The 20729-nt window shown below is 68.0% G+C and carries 17 protein-coding genes and 3 pseudogenes; 8 read left to right on the top strand and 12 right to left on the bottom strand.

What is annotated here, in order from left to right:
* Positions 1–18 precede the first annotated feature (18 nt).
* The 5 genes and pseudogenes from ACHMXE_RS32815 to ACHMXE_RS32795 form a co-directional block, all read right to left on the bottom strand.
* Positions 19–795: pseudogene (locus ACHMXE_RS32815) on the bottom strand (ABC transporter permease); the annotation flags it as partial.
* Positions 796–817: 22 nt separating this feature from the next.
* Positions 818–1843 carry a sugar ABC transporter substrate-binding protein gene (locus ACHMXE_RS32810; RefSeq protein ID WP_209541061.1) on the bottom strand — a complete coding sequence of 342 codons (1026 nt, stop codon included), beginning with the start codon at positions 1841–1843 and terminating at the stop codon, positions 818–820.
* A gap of 94 nt (positions 1844–1937) precedes the next feature.
* Complete coding sequence (locus ACHMXE_RS32805) at positions 1938–2915, bottom strand: ABC transporter permease (RefSeq protein ID WP_203205166.1); 978 nt, start codon at positions 2913–2915, stop codon at positions 1938–1940.
* 16 nt (positions 2916–2931) lie between these two features.
* Entirely contained in the window at positions 2932–5211 is a 2280-nt protein-coding gene (locus ACHMXE_RS32800) for an AMP-binding protein (RefSeq protein ID WP_395348179.1), read from the bottom strand.
* Positions 5212–5406: 195 nt separating this feature from the next.
* Positions 5407–6081: a GntR family transcriptional regulator gene (locus tag ACHMXE_RS32795; RefSeq protein ID WP_395348178.1), complete on the bottom strand. Its 675-nt coding sequence runs from the start codon at positions 6079–6081 to the stop codon at positions 5407–5409.
* Between the two features lie 244 nt (positions 6082–6325).
* On the opposite strand from ACHMXE_RS32795, the gene ACHMXE_RS32790 reads away from it, so the two are divergent.
* The 8 genes and pseudogenes from ACHMXE_RS32790 (at position 6326) to ACHMXE_RS32755 (ending at position 14750) form a co-directional block, all read left to right on the top strand.
* Entirely contained in the window at positions 6326–7111 is a 786-nt protein-coding gene (locus ACHMXE_RS32790; RefSeq protein WP_395348177.1) for an SDR family oxidoreductase, read from the top strand.
* 11 nt (positions 7112–7122) lie between these two features.
* Positions 7123–8142 (top strand): annotated as a pseudogene (locus ACHMXE_RS32785) (pyridoxal phosphate-dependent aminotransferase); the annotation flags it as partial.
* A 310-nt stretch (positions 8143–8452) separates the two neighbouring features.
* Entirely contained in the window at positions 8453–9151 is a 699-nt protein-coding gene (locus ACHMXE_RS32780; protein ID WP_395352910.1) for an alpha/beta fold hydrolase, read from the top strand.
* Positions 9148–10428, top strand: a complete 1281-nt coding sequence (locus ACHMXE_RS32775; RefSeq protein ID WP_395352908.1) for a M20 family metallo-hydrolase — start codon at positions 9148–9150, stop codon at positions 10426–10428. The genes ACHMXE_RS32780 and ACHMXE_RS32775 overlap by 4 nt, the downstream gene beginning before the upstream one ends.
* Positions 10425–11741 (top strand): MFS transporter, encoded by a 1317-nt coding sequence (locus ACHMXE_RS32770; protein WP_395348175.1) that lies wholly within the window; start codon positions 10425–10427, stop codon positions 11739–11741. The genes ACHMXE_RS32775 and ACHMXE_RS32770 overlap by 4 nt, the downstream gene beginning before the upstream one ends.
* A gap of 91 nt (positions 11742–11832) precedes the next feature.
* Positions 11833–12975: a Re/Si-specific NAD(P)(+) transhydrogenase subunit alpha gene (locus tag ACHMXE_RS32765; protein WP_395348174.1), complete on the top strand. Its 1143-nt coding sequence runs from the start codon at positions 11833–11835 to the stop codon at positions 12973–12975.
* A 24-nt stretch (positions 12976–12999) separates the two neighbouring features.
* On the top strand, positions 13000–13329 hold the full coding sequence (locus ACHMXE_RS32760) for an NAD(P) transhydrogenase subunit alpha (protein WP_093350473.1): 330 nt from the start codon (positions 13000–13002) through the stop codon (positions 13327–13329).
* Positions 13326–14750, top strand: a complete 1425-nt coding sequence (locus ACHMXE_RS32755) for an NAD(P)(+) transhydrogenase (Re/Si-specific) subunit beta (protein ID WP_395348173.1) — start codon at positions 13326–13328, stop codon at positions 14748–14750. The genes ACHMXE_RS32760 and ACHMXE_RS32755 overlap by 4 nt, the downstream gene beginning before the upstream one ends.
* 80 nt (positions 14751–14830) lie before the next feature.
* Here ACHMXE_RS32755 and ACHMXE_RS32750 read toward each other — a convergent pair.
* The 7 genes and pseudogenes from ACHMXE_RS32750 to ACHMXE_RS32720 all read right to left on the bottom strand — a co-directional run bounded on the left by ACHMXE_RS32750 (position 14831) and on the right by ACHMXE_RS32720 (position 20726).
* A pseudogene (locus ACHMXE_RS32750) lies at positions 14831–15977 on the bottom strand (acyltransferase family protein).
* Complete coding sequence (gene blaOXA, locus ACHMXE_RS32745; protein WP_395348171.1) at positions 15974–16783, bottom strand: class D beta-lactamase; 810 nt, start codon at positions 16781–16783, stop codon at positions 15974–15976. The pseudogene ACHMXE_RS32750 and the gene blaOXA overlap by 4 nt, the downstream one beginning before the upstream one ends.
* A gap of 111 nt (positions 16784–16894) precedes the next feature.
* Positions 16895–17260, bottom strand: a complete 366-nt coding sequence (locus ACHMXE_RS32740; RefSeq protein WP_395348170.1) for a VOC family protein — start codon at positions 17258–17260, stop codon at positions 16895–16897.
* A 41-nt stretch (positions 17261–17301) separates the two neighbouring features.
* A complete protein-coding gene (locus tag ACHMXE_RS32735; RefSeq protein ID WP_395348168.1) occupies positions 17302–18024 on the bottom strand; it encodes a helix-turn-helix transcriptional regulator in 723 nt (240 codons plus the stop codon).
* A 12-nt stretch (positions 18025–18036) separates the two neighbouring features.
* Positions 18037–18576 (bottom strand): phospholipase D-like domain-containing protein, encoded by a 540-nt coding sequence (locus tag ACHMXE_RS32730; RefSeq protein ID WP_395348167.1) that lies wholly within the window; start codon positions 18574–18576, stop codon positions 18037–18039.
* Positions 18577–18580: 4 nt separating this feature from the next.
* Complete coding sequence (locus ACHMXE_RS32725) at positions 18581–19663, bottom strand: phospholipase D-like domain-containing protein (RefSeq protein WP_395348166.1); 1083 nt, start codon at positions 19661–19663, stop codon at positions 18581–18583.
* A gap of 67 nt (positions 19664–19730) precedes the next feature.
* Positions 19731–20726 (bottom strand): Bug family tripartite tricarboxylate transporter substrate binding protein, encoded by a 996-nt coding sequence (locus tag ACHMXE_RS32720; protein WP_395348165.1) that lies wholly within the window; start codon positions 20724–20726, stop codon positions 19731–19733.
* Between the last annotated feature and the right edge of the window lie 3 nt (positions 20727–20729).

The raw sequence follows: 20729 nt of genomic DNA, 5'->3' as shown, positions 1-20729 counted from the left end.
CATGCCCACGCCGATGTCGGCGCCGGCCGTGGCCAGCCGCGAGGCGAAGAAGCAGCCGGCCGCGCCGCACAGCGTGCCCGAGGCCACGTAGCACAGCGCGACCGTGCGCCGCACCGCGATGCCGCTGTTGTAGGCCGAGCGGCGCGAGCCGCCGATGGCCATGATGTGCCAGCCCGCGCGCAGGCGCGTGAGCAGCACGTGGCCCGCGATCGCCACCGCCGCGTAGGCCCAGGCCACCGTCGGCAGGCCCAGCAAGGTGCCGTTGCCCAGGAAGTCCCAGGCCGGCGAATCGGGCAGCGAGCCCGCGATCGCGGTCGAGTACTGCAGGCTCAGGATCTCGTAGAACGAGCGGAAGATGATCAGCGTGATGAGGGTGGTGAGGAAGGCGCGCAGCCGCAGGTAGCCGATCAGCACGCCATTGACGGCGCCCAGCAGCGCGCCGACGGCCAGCGTCGCGAGCACCGACGCGCCCATCGGCCACTTCAGCACGTGCATGCACATCAGCGCGCAGAAGTTGGTGAGCGCGAAGATGGAACCCACCGACAGGTCGATGCCGCCGACGATCATCACCAGCGCCAGGCCGAGCACGATGAAGCCGATCTCGCCGGCCTGCCGCAGCGTGTCGGCCAGCACCACCGGCGACCAGAAGTTACCGATCAGCTGGCCCGAGGCCAGCAGCACCGCCACCAGCAGCAGCACCGGGATCGCGGTCTCGGTCCAGCGCTTGGACAGGATCTCGCCGACCCAGTGGTCGGGCCACCAGCGGTAGCGCAGGCGGGTGAGCGTTTCGTTCATCGGTGCGGCTCCGGCGTCGGCGTCACTTGGCGGCGGTGAGCTTCCAGCAGGTGCCGTCGGCACCCGCGTTCTCCTTCGTGATCGGGATCAGCGTGGTGTAGATGTTCTGCTTGGCCGCGCCGGGCTTCATGCCGCCCTGCACCAGCCACTTGATCATGGCGGCCATGTTGGCGGCCTGCGTCGGCACGTCGTAGCTCACGTCGAGGTCGAAGGCGCCCGACTTGACCTGGTCGCAGGCGCCTTTCTGCTCGCCGCCGCCCGAGGTCGCGAGGTAGACCTTGCCGGTCAGGCCCGCTTCCTTGATGGCGGCCGCGGTGCCGATGTCCATGCCGTCCCAGAAGCCGACGATGCCGCACAGGTCGGGGTTCTGCTTGAGCACCGTCTGCGTCAGGCCCTTGGCCTTGGCCGCGTCCCAGTCGGCGGCCTGGTTCGACACCACCTTGATCTGCGGGTTCTTCGCCAGCACGTTCTCCACGCCCTTGAGCGTGTAGGCGCTGGTGGCCGCGGTCGGCGCGCCCTGCACGATGGCGATCTTGTTCGACTTGCCCTTGCAGGCCTGCACCACGGCCTCGGCGTTGCGCTCGCCCACGTCGACCCAGTCGGCGCCCACGAACACGGTCGAGGGCTGCACCGAGCGCATGTTGATCTGCACCACGTAGATGCCGTCTTCCTCGGCCTTCTTGATCAGCTTGGCGTAGGTCTGCACGTCGGGGTTGTGGATCACGATCACCGCGGGCTTCTCGGCCATCAGCGCGGTGAAGGCCTGCGCGCCCGCGTTGGTGTTCCAGTTGGGATCGCGCGCCACCACTTTCATGCCGGCGGGCTCGAGCTCCTTCTTGAGGCCGTTGTACCAGCCCTGCGCGAGGTCGAAGCCCATGGCCACCGGGATGTAGCCCACGGTCTTGCCGGCCAGCGACTTCTTGTAGCCGTCGCGGAAGGGCTCGTCGAGGCCCTTGCCCTGGGCGGCCGCGTGCTGCGAGGCGGCAACCAGTGCCAGCGCGATGCCCGCGAGCCTGGCGGACGCGGCGAGTGTGCGAACGAAGTGCATTGCATGTCTCCTTTTTTCGGTGGTCTCGGATGACGCCAAAATCGCCTGGCGCCCGGCTTCGGAAAACAGGTGGGTCCGTTCGCGGACCCCGGGATCAGATGTCGCCCTGCTGCGCGGTCTCTTCGTTGCGCGGGTTGAGCATGGAGTCGATCAGGATCGCGGCCAGCAGCACCACGCCCTTGACGATGTTCTGCACGGAGTAGGAGAGGTCCATGATCGTCATGCCGTTGAGCATGGTGCCGATCAAGAGCGTGCCGATCACGACGTTGAACACGCCGCCGCGCCCGCCCGACAGGCCGATGCCGCCGAGCACGACCACCAGCACCACGTCGTAGATCATGGTGGAGTTGAAGATCCGCGTCGGCATGCTGCTGACCGAGGCCGCCATCACCACGCCCGCGAACAGCCCGATCAGCGCCGCCAGCACGTACTGCAGCAGCACCATCGGCCGCGTCGGCAGGCCGGTGGCGCGCGCGGCGAAGGGGTTGTCGCCGATCGCGTAGACGAAGGCGCCCGCGCGCATGCGGCGCAGGAAGAAGGCCATGGCCGCGGCCGCCACGCCGAACATCACGACCGGCGTCGGCACCCCGGCCAGGGTGCCGCGGCCCAGCCAGGCGGCCGGGTCGAGCGCGGCCGGCCACTGGACCACCTCGAGCTGGAAGAAGTAGGCCTGGCCCAGTCCCGCGAGAAAGAGGCCCGAGGCCAGCGTGGTGAACAGCGACGGCACCTCGGCATAGGCGATCAGCCAGCCGTTGACCAGCCCGAAGGCCAGCGCCAGGCCCAGCGCGATCGGGAAGGCCGAGCCGAGCGAATGGCCGTTCTGCACCAGCTGCAAAAGCAGGCCCGAGGGCACGGCCAGCGCGGCGATCATCGAGATGTCGATGCCGCGGCCGATCACCACCACCGCCATGCCCAGCCCCAGGATGCCGAGGAAGGCCACGTTCTGCACCAGCGTGAGCAGGTTGTCGATCTGCGCGAAGCCGGGCAGGAACGCCGCGAAGCCCGCGAACAGCAGCGCGAACAGCGCGGACACGATGCCCTGCTGCGTGGCCTTGAATTTCTTCGTCGTCATGGTGTGGCGCCCCGCTTCAGCTCAATGCCGCGTGCAGCGACTGGCGCAGCTCGCGCTTCATGACCTTGCCGTTGAGGTTGCGCGGCAGCGCCTCGGTGCCGACGGTCCAGGTCTCGGGCACGGCGTAGTCCGACAGCCGCTCGGCGCAGAAGGCCTGCAGGGCCGCGGCCTGGGTGCGCTCGTCGAGCTCGCTCACGCAGACGAAGGCATGCACGCGCTCGCCGAGCACCGCGCAGGGCACGCCCACCAGGGCCGCTTCCACGATCTGGGGATGCTCCATCAGCGTGTTCTCGACCGTGGCGCAGAAGATCTTGTAGCCGCCGCGGTTGATCACGTCCTTCTTGCGGTCGAGGATGCGCACGTAGCCGTCGGCGTCCATGCTGCCGATGTCGCCCGAGCGCCAGTAGCCGCCGCGGAATTCGCTGGCCGTGGCCTGCGGGTTGCGCCAGTAGCCGGGCACCACCATCGGGCCCGCGATCCAGATCTCGCCGACCTCGCCGCGCGCCACCTCGTTGCCGTTCTCGTCGACCACGCAGATCTCGCCGCAGGGCACGGCCAGGCCCACGCTGTCGCGGTGCTCGGCCGTCATGCCGGGCGGCATGATGGTCGCGGGCGAACAGGTCTCGGTGGCGCCGTAAGCGTTCATCAGCGTGAGGCCCGGCAGCCGCGCCGCGATGCCCTCGATGGTGGCGGTGGGCATCGAGGCGCCGCCGTAGGCGCCGATGCGCCAGGCCGAGAGGTCGTGCGCCTGCAGGTCCGGCAGCAGCAGGCACAGGTTGTACATGGCCGGCACCATGATCGTGTGCGTGATGCGCTCGGCCGCGGCCAGCCGCGCGAACTCGGCGGCCTTGAACTGCGTCATCAGCACCGCGCAGCCGCGCGCATGCAGCATGGTGTAGAGCTGCGCCACCAGCCCGGTGACGTGGCTCAGCGGCACCGCGACGATGCTGCGGTCCGATTCGCCCAGGCTCATCGCGTGCACGAAGTGCATCACCGAGTGCGCGATGTTCAGGTGCGTGAGCATCGCGCCCTTGGGCTTGCCGGTGGTGCCCGAGGTGTAGAGCAGCACCGCGAGGTCCTCCTCGGCGGCCGCGTGCGCGCTCGTCAGCGGCTCGGCCTGCATCAGCGCCGTGAAGGATTCGAAGCCAGCCTGCGCGGCGCCGGTGCAGAAGCGCAGGCGCAGCAGCGGCAGCGCCTCGGGCGAAGGCACCAGCGCCTGCAGCTCCTGCGAGCAGACGATCGCCACCGCCTCGGCGTCGGCCAGCGAGAACTCGAGCTCGGCCGTGCGCGCCCGCGCGCTCACCGGCATCGCCACCGCGCCGAGCCAGGCGCAGGCGAACACCGCGATCGCGAACTCGGGTCCGTTCGAGAGGTAGAGCGCCACCCGGTCGCCCGGCCGAACGCCGCGCTGCGCGAGGCCGCCCGCGCACTTGGTGGTGGCATGGTGCAGCTCGCGCCAGCTCAGGCGCAGCGTGTCGCAGACCAGCGCCTCGCCTTCGGGCGACAGCCGCACCGCGTCGGCCAGCATCTGCGCCACGTTGGCGGGCCGCTCGGCGAAGCAGCGCACCACGCGCTCGTTGAAGTGCACTTCACGTCGCATCTTGGGCATGGAATCTCCCCACTGGGACCACGAGGACGCGGAGGTCTGCGAGGGCCGCAGCTCCGTCGGGGCGCTGAGCACGCCGTGCATGAGCATCTCGATGCAGTGCCGCACGGCATCCTGCAGGCTGCGCGCCGGATGGCTGTCGGGCCGGTACCAGCGGCCGATGCCGCTGAGCGCGCCGACCACCGTGTACGAGGCCATCGCCGCGTCGCCGCGCGCGATCCAGCCCTCGGCCATGCCGGCCTCGATCAGCGCGCGGAACTCGGTGTCGATCTCGCCCTTGAGCGCGCGCAGCTCGCGCCGCCGCGGCTCGGCCAGCGGGTCCTCGCCGACGCGGATCACGCACAGGCCGAAGTCGCTGGTCACGATGCCCGCGTAGTTCTCCATCGCCACGCGCAGCCGCTCGCGCGGCGGCAGCCCGCGCCGCGCCGCCTCGAGGATGCCCGCGCGCAGCGCCTCGAGCCCGCGCTGCACGCACTCGAACAGGATCTGTTCCTTGTTCTCGACGTAGTGGTAGACGGTGGGCTTGGTCACGCGCAGGCTGCGCGCGATGTCATCGAGCGAGGTGCCCTGGAAGCCCTTGGTCGTGAACAGGCGCGCCGCCGCCAGCAGCACCGCGTCCTTCTTGGCATGGCGGTCCTGCTGCCGCTCTCCGCGGCTTTGCCAAGGCGATTCGACCAGCTCGGTAGACATTCGACTCCTGCGGCGACGACCAGGGACCGATGCCGCGCGGAGGCCGCGTGGCGCCAGGAAAACCGGGGGTTACTCAAAAGTACCCTGGTTGACTGGCGCGATTATTCGGAGCGTCGGAGGAGGGGGGTTCGGGGAATTTCCCTTAGCTGCGGCGCATCAAAGAAAGGGCGGCGCAGGTGCTCATCGACGCAGGCGTTACCTGCGGTAAGCCTCGTCGCTCTCGGGGAAGAGCGCGATGAAGTCGAGCAGTTTCTCCCCCAGCAGATTGACGTGGGCCGTCATGGTCCTGTCGGCCCTGTCCTCGTCGCCGCTGACGATGGCCTCGAGAACCGCGGCGTGTTCCGTCAATGTGTCGGTGCGTCGGCGCGGCCGCTGAGTCACCAGTTTGCGATAGGCCGCCACTCGGTTGCGCAGGCTGCGCGTCTGCTCGGTCAGGAACTCGTTCTGGCTGGCCTCGTAGATCACCTCGTGAAACTCGCGGTTGATCTCGTAGAAGAGGTCGACGTCGTCGGACAGGGCCAGTGCTTCCATGCGTGCATGTGCCTGCTTCAGCCGCTCGATCTGTGCCGACGAGATACGGCGTGCCGCCAGGCGGGCGCACAAGCCTTCCAGGTCGGCCATGACCTGAAACATCTCGATCAGCTTGCGGGCCGACAGCGCGGCGACCACTGCCGGCTGCCTCGGCTTCACCGAGATCAGGGAGGCGGCGGCAAGCTGTCGCAATGCCTCGCGAACCGGCGTTCGCGAGCAATTGAACCTGGCTGAGAGATCGACCTCCTCGAGCCGTGCCCCAGGGGCGAGGACTCCCGAAAGGATCTCCTGCTCCAGCGTTTGCTGGATGTTCAGGGCGTGGGTCTGTGGCTCGGTCACTCGTGGTCTCTTTTTCCTGCGCAAAACGTGTCGAGTGTAGCCATGCGAGGCCCAACCGGGGCCGCATCGGCGCTCGTGATGTATTCGTTGGATTTTTGTACGAATACATGAAAGGAAAAAAGAAAACAAAAATCGCAGATACGAATGCAAGGGTTTGTACCTGTCTCGGCAAAAGGGGCTGCCCGGTAGCATATGTATGCGCTGAATCAATTTGTCGAATACATCAAATGAATGGAGTGAATACATGAAACTGGGTCTAGAAGGTAAGTCAGTCCTCGTCACGGGGGCGTCCAAGGGCATCGGCCTGGCGACCGCGCACAGTTTTGCCAAGGAGGGCGTGAGCCGCCTCCACCTCGCCGCGCGTTCTGAAGAGGGGCTGGCGCGAGCCAGGAAGGAGATCGAGGAGGCTTACGGCGCCAAGGTCGAGATCCACCCGATGGACCTGTCTGTGACCGCCAATGCGATGGCCCTGGCCGAGCGTTGCCGCGACGTGGATGTGCTCGTGAACAACGCAGCCGACTCCACGCCCGGCCCGCTCGACCAGATGACCGATCAGGACTGGCGCTCCAGCCTGGACATGAAGATCTTTTCGTATGTCACCCTGACGCGCGAGCTCTACGCGTACATGAAGAAGCGCGGCTCGGGCGTGATCGTCAACGACATCGGCAACTCGGGCGAGAACTGGGACGCCAACTACATCGTCGGGACCACCGGCAATGCCGCCATGATGGCCTTCACCCGCGGCGTGGGTGGGCGCAGCCTCGACGACGGCATCCGCGTCGTCGGCGTGAACCCCGGGCCTGTGGCCACCGACCGGATGGTCAAGATGATGAAGCGCCGCGCCTTCGACTGGTATGGCGACGAGGGCCGCTGGGAAGAGCTGTTCGACAAGTACCCGGGCAAGCGCGCGGCACAAGCCGAGGAGGTCGCCGACCTGATCGTGTGGCTTGCCTCGGCCCGCGCCGCGTACATCACCGGAACGATCGTCACCATCGACGGTGGCATCGCGTCGCGCCGTTCCATCATCTGAGGCGACCCATCATGCGCAAGTTCGAAACACGCAACGCCTACTTCGACAAGCTCTGCGACACGCCCGGCCTGATGTGGCTGGGGCAGAACACCAACCACTTCGATCCGCATCCGTCCGTGCGCGAAGCCGTCATCGAGGCGCTCGACGGCGGCGAGTACCACGCCTATGCACCGCCGGTCGGTTTCGAGGAACTGCGGGCCCTTATCAAGGAGGATATGGGCCTGCCGAACGCGTCCGTGCTCGTCACCGATGGCGCGGTCGAGGCGCTCTACAACGTCTGCAGCAATATCTGCGCGCCCGGGACCGACTTCGTCACGACCGACCCGAGCTGGGCGTGGCCGATGCACTTCGCCAGGAAGGCGGGCGCCAACGTCATCGAGCTTCCGATCTACGACGCCGCGCAAGGCTACAAGCTCACCGTGGAACAACTGCGCGCGGCGGTCACGCCGAACACGCGGGTCATCTACCTCGTGGATCCCAACAATCCGCTGGGCACATGCCACACGGAGGACGAGATCCGCGCGATCGCCGACATCGCACGTTCCGTGGGGGCCTACCTCATTCACGACGCGACCTACTGCCACTTCGCCGACAGCTTCACTCCGGCCTTTCGGTTCTATCCCGAGAAGACCATCGTGACCTACAGCTTCTCGAAATGGCTGGGCCTGGCAGGCATGCGCCTGGGCGCGGTACTCGCGAGCGCGGACATCATCGAGATGCTCGCGACCGCACCGCCCAACAACCTCGGCAGCAACGTGCTCTCGCAGCGCGCCGCAATCGCCGGGCTGCGTACCAAGGCGGACTGGTTCCCCGAGACCTTCCGCCGCCAGCGTCGCAACCAAGCTGAAGTGGCCCGCGCCGCGTCCGCCATCGCGGGCTTCTCGGTACCGGTGTATCCCTCGCAGGCCAACCTGTTGATCGTCGAGACGGTGGAGGCCGGATTGCGGCCCGAAGCGCTGGTCGCGGCCTACCAGGAGGAGGGCGTGATGATCCGCCAGGGCGCCTATCACACGAAAAGATTCGGCGACCGCTTCGTGAAGGTCAGCCTTACCGTGCCCGAGGCATGGGCCGACCGCTCTGCGAGTTGCTTCCGTCGATGGTCGAGCGGGCGCGAAAGATCGACGTGCCGGCCGACTTCTTCTGAGCGGGGAGGTCACATGCCGTATCTGAAGACTTCGGACGGGTCGATCTCTGCTACGAGGAGGCTGGCGAAGGCGAGCCGATCGTGTTCGTGCACGAGTTCGGCGGCGACATGGCGCAGCTGGGAACCGCAGATGCGGGTACTTCTCGCGCCGCTATCGCTGCATCTGTTTCAATGCGCGCGGCTATCCGCCCTCGCAAGTGCCCGAGTCGCTGGAGAGCTACACGCAGGAGCGCGCCGCGCTGGACATCGGCGCGGTGCTCGATCACCTGGGACTGGCGCGCGCCCATGTCGTGGGCTTATCGATGGGAGGCTTCGCCACCCTGCACTTCGGCTTGATCGCGCCGACGCGCGCGATCTCGCTGGTCGTGGCGGGGGCCGGCTATGGCGCGGAGAAGCAGCACGAAGCCTACTTTCGCGACGTCTCGCTCGAGGTCGCAGCGCAGTTCGAGGCCCAGGGCTCCGAAACCTTCTCCAGGACCTACGCGCTGGCCGCATCGCGCATCGCGTACCTGTTGAAGGATCCGCGAGGCTGGGCCGAATTCGCCGCGCAGCTGGCGCAGCACTCCGCGAAGGGCGCGGCGTTCACGATGCGTGGCGTGCAGGCGCGCCGGCCCTCGCTCTACGATCTCGAGGACCGCCTGAAGGCGATGCACGTGCCCACCCTGGTCGTGGTGGGCGACGAGGACGATCATTGCCTGCAGCCGGGCATCTTTCTCAAGCGGACCGTGCCGGCCTGCGGGCTCGCGGTACTGCCGAAGGCCGGCCACACGCTGAACCTGGAGGAACCCGCTCTCTTCAATCAGCTCGTGGCGGATTTCCTGGCCACCGTGGGGCAGAACCGCTGGCTCGCGCGGGATCCGCGCGCGGTGCCGGCCCAGATCATGAAGACCTCATGAGCGCGCGGCCATCCGAACGGGTCGACCAGGCCCGTCTCTGGCAGCGGCACGAGGCGATGGCCAGGCTCGGTGCAACCGCTTCGGGCGGTGTGAACCGGCCGGCGTTGTCCGACGAAGACGTCGCTGCCTGCCGGCTCCTGATCCGATGGGGAGAGGCGCTCGGCATGCAGGCCTCGCGCGACCTCGCGGGCAATGTCTTCCTGCGCCTGCAGGGCAGCGATGCCGCTGCGGCACCGGTGCTCTCGGGTTCGCACCTGGACAGCCAGCCCACTGGCGGAAAGTACGACGGCGTCTACGGTGTCCTGGCCGCATTGGAAGCGTGCGAGGCGATCGTCGAATCGGGCGGCCGTCCGCGGCGCTCGATCGACGTGGTGGCATGGATGAACGAGGAAGGCTCCCGTTTCGCGCCCGGCATGATGGGTTCGGCGGTCTTCGCGGGTGAGCGCAGCCTGGCGGACATCGGGGCCTCGGTAGACAACGGGGGCGAGAGCGTCGCGGGCGCGCTGGCACGCGTCGCCGCGACGATGGCCGACGTGCAGGTGCGGCCGCTGGGAGGCAGCGTCTTCGCCTATGTGGAAGCGCATATCGAGCAAGGCCCGCTGCTCGAGCGCATGGGCAAGACCATCGGTGTCGTCAGCGGCATCCAGGGCAAGCGCACCTTCCGTGTCTCGGTGGTCGGCGAGGCCGCGCATGCGGGGACCTCCCGGCGTGCCGAGCGGCGCGATGCATTGCTGGCGGCGGTCGACATGGTCAAGGCGCTGGCGGGGCACATGCACGATCCGCAGGACATCGTGAAGTTCACCGTCGGGCAATTCACCGTCACGCCCAATGCGCCGTCGGTCGTGCCCAGCGCCGTGAGCTTCTCCATCGATCTGCGTCATCCCGATTCCATGCTGCTGCGGCAACTGGGCAACGCCATCGAGGGCCTGTGCCGGGAGGCGGCCGGCCCCTGCGAGGTCCGCGTGCAGGAGCTTTCCACCGCGATGTCGCTGGAGTTCCCGACCGGGATGCGCGAGTGCATCTCCGCCGCAGCTGAACGCCTCGGTCTTTCGCACACCGAGCTGCACTCCGCGGCGGGCCACGACGCGCGCTACCTGCATGGTGTCTGCCCATCGGGAATGGTGTTCATCCCATGCCACCTCGGCATCACGCACAACGAGGCCGAGTCGATCACGCCCGCGCACGCAGCAGCGGGCGCGCGGGGTCCTGACCGACGTGTTGGCGGAACTCGCGGACCGGCCCGCCTGAGAAAAATACAACCAGGAGACAAGCAATGACTGACGCAACCATCACGGCCGCGACGCTTGGAAGCGCGCGCGCCACCGAAGACCGCATGTACCGCCGGATCACGTGGCGGTTGATCCCGTTCCTGATGTTCTGCTACGTGGCGGCATACCTCGATCGCGTGAACATCGGCTTCGCGAAGCTGCAGATGCTGGACGATCTCAAGTTCAGCGAGACCGTCTACGGCCTCGGGGCCGGCGTTTTCTTCATCGGATACTTTCTCTTCGAGGTGCCCAGCAACCTCGTGATGCAGCGCGTGGGCGCCAAGATCTGGATTGCCCGCATCATGATCACCTGGGGCGTGATCTCCGCGGGCTTCTCGCTGGTCTCGACGCCGACCCAGTACTACGTGCTGCGCTTTCTGCTGGGTGCCGCGGAGGCCGGCTTCTACCCGGGCGTCATCTTCTACCTGATGTCCTGGTACCCGGCGCATCGCCGTTCCCAGATCATTGCGCTCTTCATGGTCGCCATTCCGGTGGCGGGAATCATCGGGGGACCGCTCTCCGGCTGGATCATGCAAGCCTTCAACGGCGCTCATGGCATGGCCGGCTGGAAGTGGATGTTCATCATCGAGGCCGTTCCCTCGCTGGTTCTCGGCGTGATGACGCTCTTCTTCCTCGACAACAACCCTTCGCAGGCGAAGTGGCTCACGCCCGAGCAGAAGGCGCACATCCAGCGCGCGCTGGAGATTCCCGTGAGAGCCCACGCGCGCATTCTTTCGACGGTCGGCAACGTGTTCAGCGATCCACGCATGCTGCTGCTGGCGGTGATCTACTTCTGCGTCATCATGGGTCAATACGGCCTGACCTTCTGGATGCCGACGCTCATCAAGGCGTCGGGAGTACAGGGCGTGGTGAACATCGGACTGCTGTCGGCAATACCGTACGGGGTTGCCGTGATCGCCATGTTGTCGTTCGGTCGGAGTTCGGATCGCACGGGCGAAAGGCGATGGCATCTGATCGTTCCAATGCTCATGGGAGCCGTAGGCTACACGATCGCAGCGCTCGCGGGGCACAACGTACCCTTGGCGCTGGTGGGCCTGTCGCTCGCGGCCGCAGGCGTGATGACGCCGGGACCGCTGTTCTGGGCGCTGCCTTCGGCCTTTCTCGTCGGTAGCGCCGCCGCCGCCGGTGTGGCCGCGATCAATGCCTTCGCGGGGCTCGCCGGCTTCGTCAGCCCCTATTTCATCGGCTGGCTGCGCGACCTGACCCAGAGCTCGACCATTGCCATGTATGTGTCGGCCGTCGTGCTCGTGATCGGCGCTGGCCTCATCCTGCTCATCCCGGCCAAGCTGGTGAATCGCTAGCAGGCCGCGCCGATCGCGGCGCTTGCGATGCCGACCGTTGCCGCACCGCGGCCGGTCGGCTTTTTTTCGAAAACACGAAGGAGAGATTCCCATGTGGATAGGCGTGCCTGCCGAGACAACGACAGGCGAAACCCGAGTGGCCGTGACCCCGGAGACGGCGAAGAAACTGGTGGCGTTGGGGCACACGGTGCGTGTGCAGAGCGGCGCGGGCGTGGCGGCCAGCGTGACCGACGCGGCCTACCAGGCGGCCGGTGCCGAGATCACCGACCAGGCCGGCGCCTTCGGTGCCGACATCGTGCTCAAGGTGCGCGCGCCGAGCGACGCCGAATGCGCCCTCGCCAAATCCGGCAGCGTGCTCGTGGGCATGCTCAACCCCTTCGATGCCGCCGGCCTGCAGCGCGTGGCCGCGGCCGGCCTCACCGGCTTCGCGCTCGAAGCCGCCCCGCGCACCACGCGCGCCCAGAGCATGGACGTGCTCAGCTCCCAGGCCAACATCGCCGGCTACAAGGCCGTGATGATCGCCGCCGACAAGTACCAGCGCTTCTTCCCGATGCTGATGACCGCCGCCGGCACCGTGAAGGCCGCGCGGGTCGTCATCCTCGGCGTGGGCGTCGCGGGCCTGCAGGCCATCGCCACGGCCAAGCGCCTGGGCGCGGTCATCGAGGCCTCGGACGTGCGCCCCAGCGTCAAGGAACAGATCGAATCGCTGGGCGGCAAGTTCATCGACGTGCCGTACGAGACGCAGGAAGAGAAGGACGCCGCCGAGGGCGTGGGCGGCTATGCGCGCCCCATGCCCGCGAGCTGGCTCACGCGCCAGCAGGCCGAGGTCGCCAAGCGCGTGGCGCTGGCCGACGTCGTCATCAGCACCGCGCTGATCCCGGGGCGGGCCGCGCCGACCCTGATCACCGAGGACATGGTCAAGTCGATGAAGCCGGGTTCGGTCATCGTCGACATCGCCGCTGGTAAAGGTCCGGTCAATCCAGATGGAGGGGTAGGCGGCAACTGCCCGCTGTCCGAAGCCGACAAGACCGTCGTCAAGCACGGCGTGACCATCGTCGGCGAGACGAACCTCGCCGCGCTGGTGGCGGCCGACGCGTCGGCGCTGTACGCGCGCAACGTGCTCGACTTCCTCAAGCTCGTGCTGACCAAGGAGGGCGCGCTGAAGATCGACCTCGAGGACGACATCGTCGCCGCCTGCCGCGTCACGCAGGACGGCCAGGTCACGAAGAAGTAAGCGAACACGCGAGGAGAAGAAACCATGGACATCGTCTCTCACACCGTCATCAACCTCATCATCTTCGTGCTGGCCATCTACGTGGGCTACCACGTGGTGTGGACCGTCACGCCCGCGCTGCACACGCCGCTGATGGCCGTGACCAACGCCATCTCGGCGATCGTCATCGTGGGCGCCATGCTGGCCGCCGCGCTCACCGAGACCGGCCTGGGCAAGACCATGGGCGTGCTGGCCGTCGCGCTGGCGGCGGTCAACGTCTTCGGCGGCTTCCTGGTCACGCGGCGCATGCTGGAGATGTTCAAGAAGAAGGAGCGCAAGGCCGCGCCCGCAGCCGCCGAGGGAGCTTCCAAGTGAGCATGAACCTCGTCACCCTGCTGTACCTGCTGGCCAGCATCTGCTTCATCCAGGCGCTCAAGGGCCTGAGCCATCCCACCACCTCGATCCGCGGCAACGTCTTCGGCATGACCGGCATGGCGATCGCCGTGCTGACCACCGGCGCGCTGATCTACAAGCTCGCCAGCGGCAACCTCGAGGGCCTGGCCTACGTGCTGGTCGCGCTGGTCGTGGGCGGTGGCCTCGGGGCCTACATGGCCAACAAGGTCGAGATGACCAAGATGCCCGAGCTGGTGGCCTTCATGCACAGCATGATCGGTCTCGCTGCCGTGTTCATCGCGGTGGCCGCCGTGGCCGAGCCGCATGCCTTCAACATCGCGCTCAAGGGCGATCCGATCCCCGCGGGCAACCGCCTGGAGCTGTTCCTGGGCGCGGCCATCGGCGCCATCACCTTCAGCGGCTCGGTGATCGCCTTCGGCAAGCTCTCGGGCAAGTACAAGTTCCGCCTGTTCCAGGGCGCGCCGGTGCAGTTCGCGGGCCAGCACATGCTCAACCTCGTGCTGGGCCTGGCGACCGTGGGCCTGGGCCTCGTCTTCATGGCAACGGAGAACTGGACGGCGTTCTTCGCGATGCTCGCGCTGGCCTTCGTGATGGGCGTGCTGATCATCATCCCGATCGGCGGGGCGGACATGCCGGTGGTGGTGTCGATGCTCAACAGCTACTCGGGCTGGGCGGCCGCGGGCATCGGCTTCAGCCTGAACAACGCGATGCTGATCGTGGCGGGCAGCCTGGTGGGCAGCTCGGGCGCGATCCTGAGCTACATCATGTGCAAGGCGATGAACCGCTCGTTCTTCAACGTGATCCTGGGCGGCTTCGGCGGCGACGCGGCGGCGGCCACGGGTGGCGCGAAGGAGCAGCGCCCCGTGAAGAGCGGCAGCGCCGACGACGCGGCCTTCGTGCTGGGCAATGCCGAGACGGTGGTGATCGTGCCGGGCTACGGCCTGGCGGTGGCCCGAGCGCAGCACGCGGTCAAGGAGCTCGCGGCCAAGCTCACCGAGAAGGGCATCACGGTGAAGTACGCGATCCATCCGGTGGCCGGGCGCATGCCGGGGCACATGAACGTGCTGCTGGCCGAGGCCGAGGTGCCGTACGACCAGGTGTTCGAGATGGAGGACATCAACGGCGAGTTCGGCCAGGCCGACGTGGCGATCATCCTGGGCGCCAACGACGTGGTGAACCCGGCCGCGCACACCAAGGGCAGCCCGATCTACGGCATGCCGATCCTGGAGGCCTACAAGGCCAAGACGGTGATCGTCAACAAGCGCTCCATGGCCGCCGGCTACGCCGGGCTGGACAACGAACTCTTCTACATGGACAAGACCATGATGGTGTTCGGCGACGCGAAGAAGGTGGTCGAGGAGATGGGCAAGGCGGTTGATTGAAACCTCTTCGCGCGATCGCGTCCCGTCGCGTCATCTCGATCGTGTCCGGCGATGCCGGCGCACAGGAAAGGACGCCCGGGTCAGGCGCGCGCAACGGACAGGCGCCCTCGCAGCCAGCGGTTCATGGGCTCGCTGTAGCAGCGCGCGATGGCGTCGCACAGGGCCATCGACAGCAGCAGGTAGCCGCCGAGCAGCCACATCCTGTCGCCGCCGCTCGCGAGCGCGGGCGGGAACAGGGTCCGCAGCAGGCCGAGCACAATCAGGTGGAACAGGTAGAGCTCGTAGCTGCGCCGGCCGAACCATCCGAAGGCGGTGGAGAGCCAGCGAAGGCGTGCGGGCGCCGTGCCGTGCGTGGACCGATCGACCATCGTCGCCAGCAGCACGGCCGTGCCCAACGCCATCGCCGTGACGCCGAGCACGTGGCTCTGCGCGATCGGCCATCGCAGGTAGAGGAAGACCATGGCGATCGCCACGGCCCATTGCAGCAGCGTCTTCGAGTCGCATGGAGAGAACGACCGAGTCCGCGAGCAGCGCGGTGCAGCAGCCGATTGCGATGCCGTCGAAGGCCGCGAAGTAGGCATAGAGGTAGCCGCCTTCATCGTCCTGGCGATGGAAGCGGTAGACCGGTGCCAGCACCGCGATCGCGAGCCAGAAGGCGATCAGCCGGCGCTCCCGGCGCAGCAGCGCGCAGAGGATCGGGAAGAAGAGATAGAAGACCTCCTCGACCGACAGCGACCACAGCACGCCGAGCGCGTAGTTGGTCCAGCCGTACTTGTCGACCACCACGTTCATCCAGAAGGTCAGCGAGACGAGGTTGACCAGCCACAGCGGCAACGGGGTCGCACCTGCCGGCGCCCGGTTCTGGAAGATGGCCACGCCCGCCCAGGCCAGCAGGTTGACCGCGACCAGCAGGAGCAGCAGGCACGGCACGATGCGCGCCACGCGCAGGCCGTAGAAGGCGCGCGCCTTCACGTCGCGCAGCGCGCCCCAGCGGCGCCGCGCGTTCGAGGTGATCAGGAAGCCCGAGATCACGAAGAACATCGTGACGCCGTAGTTGCCGTTGCGCGCCACCGCGCGCACCGCTTCCCAGCCGAAGAGCTGCGACAGCACGGTGCCGTCGAGACGGTAGGCGATGTTGAAGTGGTGGAACAGCACCAGCAGGATCGCGATGCCGCGCAACACGTCGATGCGCGTGCTGCGTGGTCCGGTGCACGGCGCCGCCGTCATCTCGCGGCGGAACCGATCAGCGCGGGCAGGGCCGGCAGCAGCGCGTCGCGCGTGCGGATGCCCGGCGTCGTTGCCTGCTTCCGGTCGTCCTGCGTCAGCCGCGCGAACACCACGGTGCGCTCGCCGCGCGTGGCCCAGCCGACATACCAGCCGTAGCCATGGGCTTCATCGAGCGAGCCATCGGCCTTCTTCGGGTAGGCCGCGCCGGTCTTGCCCTGCACCGTCCAGCCCTCGGGCAGCTCGGTCGTCTCCATCGAACGCCGCGTCATCTCGATCGCGCGCGGCGACACCGGCAGCCGGTTCGACAGCAGCTTGCGCAGGAACTCGACCTGCTCGCGCGGCGAGATGCGCAGCGAAGACGCGACCCATGAACGCTCGAGCCCGTTGTTCTTTCCCGGGTCGCCCGACACGTCGGCGTTGCCATAGTCGAAGTTCTTCGCGTAGCGCGCGAAGCGCTCGGCACCGAGCGATTCGGTCACCCGCTGCGAGAACCAGAACACCGAGAGCTTGAGCCAGCGTTGCGGGTCGGTCGGCTGCTTCCAGCCTTCGACCCAGGCCGGATAGCCTTCCTTGAAGGGCAGCACGGGGTCGTGCTCGTTCTTGAGGAAGCCCGCGTCGAAGCCCATCAGCGCGATCGCGATCTTGAAGGTGGAGGCGGGGGTGACGCGTTCGTCGCAGCGGCCTTGCTTCACGATGAACTGGCCGGTGGTTGCGTCGGCGATGGCGGTGCAGAGGGTGCGGGCGTGGGTGGTGGCGGCGAGGGTGGCGAGCAGGGCTGCGGACAGGAGGCGAAGCGGTCGTTTCATGGGAGGGACGGGGATTGGGCCGCCATCGTAGAAAAGGCCGGGCTTCATGTCCTCCGACTGGCAAGCGAGGGACGTCTCGGCCGTAACGCGTGTAACGCCGAAGGGCCCTCGCTAGCTCGCGGGCCTCGAAAACACATTCACCAGACTCCCATCCGGATCGCGAAGCAGCAGCGACAGGTTGCCCCACGGCATCGTGGTCGGCCGCATCACGACCTCGGCCGCTTCTTCCATGCGCGCCAGCGTCCCCTCGACATCGGCGACCTCGAACTCGAGGATCGCCGAGCGGTTCGACGCGGCCGTCGCGGCACCGGCGTTGAAGCGCTGCACGAGATGCTCCTCGGAAATGGCCAGGGTCGCGCCCGCCAGCCTGATCTCCGCGAAGCCATCGGCCAGGCGGGTGGCCTCGGTGCCCGAGAGGCGCGCGTAGAACGCAACGAGGGCTTCGAATTGTTGGGTGACTAAGACGCACGGATGCAAACTTCACGCCGATCTCCTGATGAATGAACGATGGCGCGAGCTTAGGAAGAGGGCATGTCAGATTCCGGCAGTATCGTGCGGCCGCTTTCCTTCACGCGCTGCTGCCAGGCCTTGAGCAGCGCCTGGCGACGCTGGGGGTAGCGCGCATCGAGCATCTCGGCGGCGACGATGCGGTCGGCGCGGAAGTTGCGGAAGTCGTTGCGCAGTTCGCACCAGGCGCTGAGCACGCGCGACTGTTCGAAGTACACGAGCGCGAAGGGCCAGATGACGCGTTGCGATGCGGTTCCGCCGGGATCGCTGTAGCCGATCCGCAGCTTGTGCTCGGCACGGATCGCGGCGCGCAGCAGATCGGGTTCGACCGCGGCCGGTGCGCGCTTCGCACCCGCGGCCACGAGCAGCGCGGAGGCCTCGAGCTCGCGCTTCAGTTCGGGCGGCAGCACGGCGGCGATCTTCGCGAGCGCATCGTTCGCGCCGCCCGACAGGGTCTTGTCGCCGCGGTCCGCCACCCAGCGCAGGCCCAGCGCGAGCGCCTCGATCTCCTCGGGGCCGAACATCAGCGGCGGCAGCACGTAGCCCGGTTGGAGCGCATAGCCCAGGCCGGGCGAACCTTCGATCAGCGCGCCCTGCGACTGCAGGCTCGCGATGTCGCGGTACAGCGTGCGCAGGCTGATGCCGAGTTGCTCGGCCAGGGCCTGGCCGTTGATCGGCCGGCGATGGCGGCGCAGGGTCTGGACCAGGGCGAGCAGGCGTTCGGAGCGGGACATGCGTGCGGCCTTCTAGAGCTGGCTTTGCGGAATCAACGGACCCAGCAGCCTCAGCTTGAAGCGCTGCCACGCCGTCGTCTCGGGCGGCACGTCGAACACGCGCGTGTCGTCGTCCTGGTCCACCCATTCGACGTTGCGGCCCTTCGCATCGAGCCGCAGCCGGTAGAAGCTGCGCGTGTCGGCAAAGCTCTCGAGCTGGCGCGCCATGTCGGGGCTGTCGATGATCAGGCCGAGCTCGGTGTTGAGCCGTGCCGAGCGCGGGTCGAGGTTCATCGAGCCGAGGAAGACCTGGCGATGGTCGACGATGCCGTTCTTCATGTGCAGCGCGCCGGTGCCGTGGCCGAACAGGCCGAGCTTGCCGCGGTGCACGCTCAGCGAGGGGCTCAGTTCGTAGATCTCGACGCCGGCCTCGAGCAGCCGGTGGATGTGCGGCCAGTAGCCGACGTAGACCCAGGGCTCGTCGGTGGAGGCCAGCGAGTTGGTGACGAGCTCGACCTGCAGGCCCGCGGCCCGCGCCTCGGCGAGGCTGGCGACGGCGGCGTCCGAAGGCACGAAATCAGGGCGAGACCATCTTGATGGTCCGCTGCGCGGTGCGGAACCAGCGGATCACGGCCTCGGTGACGGTGCCCTTGTTCGAGTTCTCGCGCTCGTTCCAGCCCTGCGTCTTGGTCAGCGGATCGAACAGCACGCGCGCGTCGGCCGCGAGCAGCGGGCTCAGCCTGCGCTCGGCCAGCTCGAAGGGCAGGTTCATCATCGGCACCATCTCGAGCGGGATCGAGGCCGGCTCGCCCTCGGTCGCGTCGGGGATGATGCCGTCGTCGGGAATGCGCGGCGCCTGCGGCGGCCTGGCGGTGGCGGTGCGTTCCTCGAAGGCCTGCCGCAGCTGCGCCGGCGTCAGGCTGCTGCGCGCGATGCGCTGCACGGGATAGACGGCTTCGCTGTTCCAGTAGTGGTCGAAGGCGTCGGAGAGTTCGCGCACCACCGGGCCCGCGGCGAACACGTCCATGTCGATGAAGTTGCTGGCGCTGGCGTTCATCACGTACTCGTCGGCCATGTTGCGCCCGCCGGCCACGGCGGCGGCGTTGTCGGCCACGAACAGCTTGTTGTGCATGCGCCGGTTGATGCGCTCGAAATCCATGGCCGAGGCGGCGAAGCGCGTGAGGTCGCTGCCGCGGCCGGCCGGGAAGGGATTGAACAGGCGCACCTCCACGTTCGGATGGCTGGCCAGGCCGAGCAGCAGCTCGTCCTCGCCGGTGGTGTAGAGATCGTCCACCAGCAATCGCACGCGCACGCCGCGCGCGGCGGCATCGCGCAGCGCGCGCATCAGGGCGCGGCCGGTGTTGTCGCCGGCCAGCAGGTAGTACTGCACGTCGAGGCTGCGGGTGGCGAGCTTCGCGAGTTCGATGCGGCTGGCGAAGGAGGTCGGGCCGTAGGGCAGCAGGCGAAAGCCCGATGAGCCGCCCGGTGCCAGTGCCCGCTGCGCGATGGCGTTCAGCGGCGTGGTGGCGTAGTCGGCGATCGCGGCGACCGGCGCCTGTGCGACGGGCGGCGGCAGGCTGGCGCAGGCGCCGAGCAGGGCGGGCAGCAGCAGGGCCGCGAGCAGCAGGCGAAGGCGCGGGAGCGGGGACGCGGTCGGCATCGGGTCGATCTCCGAAGGCCGGTGACGGTGCGGCGATCGATCATGCGCCATGGCGGCCGCGCCGCGCTCATTCCTTGATGTTGGCCGTCTGCACGATCTTCTGGTTGCGCGCGTACTCGGCCTGCACGAAGCGGCCCAAGGCTTCGGGCTTGCCGCTGCCCGGCAGCGCGCCCTGTTCGGCGAGCTTGGCGCGCACGCCTTCCTCCTGCAGGACGCCCTCGAGTTCCTGGTTGAGGCGCGCGACGACGGCGGCCGGTGTCTTCGCGGGCGCGAAGATGCCGGTCCAGCTCACCATGTCGAAGCCCTTGAGGCCGGGCATCTCGTCGAAGGTGGGCACGCCGGGCAGCGAGGGCAGCCGCTTGGTGCCGGTGATGCCCAGCGCCTGCAGCCGCTTGCCGCTGACGTGCGGGATGGCGCTGGTGCTCACGAGCATCGCGAGGTCGACCTGGTCGCCGATCACGTCGGTGGCGATCTGCGCGCCGCCGCGGTAGGGCACGTGGGTCACGAAGATGCCGCTGCGCTGCTTGAGCAGTTCCATCGCGAGCTGCAGCACGGTGCCCACGCCCGAGGTGGCGTAGTTGTATTTGCCGGGCGCGGCCTTGGCGAGCTGCACGAAGTCGGCATAGCTCTTCGCGGGCAGGCCGGGGCGCGCCACCAGCACCATCGGCGCGGTGTTGAGCAGGCCGACCGGGGCCAGGTCCTTGAGCGGATCGAAGCGGAAGGCCGAGGGGTTGACCAGCCGGCCGATCGCGATCGCGCTGTCGGGGCCGACCACCAGCGTGTAGCCGTCGGGCGCGGCGGCCACGGCCTTGGCCACGCCGATGGCGCCGCCGGCACCGGCCACGTTGTCGATCACCACCGCCTGCTTGAGCCGCTCGGCCAGCCGCGTGGCGACCAGCCGCGCATTGACGTCGACGCTGCCGCCCGCGGTGTAGGGAACGATCAGCGTGATCGGCCTGGCCGCGGGCCAGGCCGGCTGGGCCGAGGCCATGGTGGGCAGCAGGGCGGGCAGCGCGGCGCAGAGCGTCGCGGCCACGAGCAGGGGACGGCGGAGGGGGTTCATGGC

It is taken from the genome of Variovorax sp. UC122_21 (assembly GCF_044056785.1).
Classification (GTDB): Bacteria; Pseudomonadota; Gammaproteobacteria; order Burkholderiales; family Burkholderiaceae_C; genus Variovorax.
Note: the sequence above shows the minus strand (reverse complement) of the source record. Positions and strands in the feature narration are given on the sequence as shown.

Excerpts from the sequence above, each read along its gene's own strand:
- ACHMXE_RS32805 (WP_203205166.1), bottom strand. The coding sequence starts at position 2,915 with ATGACGACGAAGAAATTCAAGGCCACGCAGCAGGGCATCGTGTCCGCG.
- ACHMXE_RS32775 (WP_395352908.1), top strand. The coding sequence starts at position 9,148 with ATGAGCGCGCGGCCATCCGAACGGGTCGACCAGGCCCGTCTCTGGCAG.
- ACHMXE_RS32790 (WP_395348177.1), top strand. The coding sequence starts at position 6,326 with ATGAAACTGGGTCTAGAAGGTAAGTCAGTCCTCGTCACGGGGGCGTCC.
- ACHMXE_RS32800 (WP_395348179.1), bottom strand. The coding sequence starts at position 5,211 with ATGTCTACCGAGCTGGTCGAATCGCCTTGGCAAAGCCGCGGAGAGCGG.
- ACHMXE_RS32810 (WP_209541061.1), bottom strand. The coding sequence starts at position 1,843 with ATGCACTTCGTTCGCACACTCGCCGCGTCCGCCAGGCTCGCGGGCATC.
- blaOXA (WP_395348171.1), bottom strand. The coding sequence starts at position 16,783 with ATGAAACGACCGCTTCGCCTCCTGTCCGCAGCCCTGCTCGCCACCCTC.
- ACHMXE_RS32735 (WP_395348168.1), bottom strand. The coding sequence starts at position 18,024 with ATGTCCCGCTCCGAACGCCTGCTCGCCCTGGTCCAGACCCTGCGCCGC.
- ACHMXE_RS32765 (WP_395348174.1), top strand. The coding sequence starts at position 11,833 with ATGTGGATAGGCGTGCCTGCCGAGACAACGACAGGCGAAACCCGAGTG.
- ACHMXE_RS32720 (WP_395348165.1), bottom strand. The coding sequence starts at position 20,726 with ATGAACCCCCTCCGCCGTCCCCTGCTCGTGGCCGCGACGCTCTGCGCC.
- ACHMXE_RS32725 (WP_395348166.1), bottom strand. The coding sequence starts at position 19,663 with ATGCCGACCGCGTCCCCGCTCCCGCGCCTTCGCCTGCTGCTCGCGGCC.
- ACHMXE_RS32770 (WP_395348175.1), top strand. The coding sequence starts at position 10,425 with ATGACTGACGCAACCATCACGGCCGCGACGCTTGGAAGCGCGCGCGCC.
- ACHMXE_RS32760 (WP_093350473.1), top strand. The coding sequence starts at position 13,000 with ATGGACATCGTCTCTCACACCGTCATCAACCTCATCATCTTCGTGCTG.